This is a genomic window from Staphylococcus sp. HMSC62D11, from assembly GCF_001839145.1.
In the GTDB taxonomy this organism is placed as follows: Bacteria; Bacillota; Bacilli; order Staphylococcales; family Staphylococcaceae; genus Staphylococcus; species Staphylococcus lugdunensis.
In genome coordinates this window covers 5850-6359 of the sequence record NZ_KV840206.1, presented here as the reverse complement: position 1 = coordinate 6359, position 510 = coordinate 5850, and the positions used below count along the sequence as shown (strand labels likewise).

General features: G+C 44.5%; 1 protein-coding gene. It reads right to left on the bottom strand.

What is annotated here, in order from left to right:
- The coding region (locus HMPREF3267_RS11550; RefSeq protein ID WP_218117573.1) for a MucBP domain-containing protein at window positions 1-510 on the bottom strand (510 nt) is incomplete at both ends.

Genomic DNA, 510 nt, shown 5'->3' with positions numbered 1-510 from the left:
CTTCTAACGCGACTGGCGTCTCTTGTGGTGCCTCATTCGGTATTTCTGACTGGATGCGTTCATATACATGTGTCGTAATACCATTTTCTGCTGCTGTTTGACCTGTGTACTGCCACTTATCTCCGATAATACCTGGCGCATCATGTGTGCCTTCTTCCGTTTCTTGCACTTCATTACCTTCGCCATCTACATAGCGTGTTACTTCTAATTCTACCGGTGTCTCTTGCGGTGCCTCGTTTGGTATTTCTGACTGGATACGTTGATACACATGTGTTGTAATACCATTTTCTGCTGCTGTTTGGCCTGTATATTGCCATTTATCTCCGATAATACCTGGTGCGTCATGCGTGCCTTCTTCTGTTTCTTGCACCTCATTACCTTCACTATCCACATAACGCGTTACTTCTAATTCTACCGGCGTCTCTTGTGGTGCCTCGTTCGGTATTTCTGATTGAATGCGTTGATATATATGTGTCGTAATACCATTTTCTGCTGCTGTTTGGCCTGTAT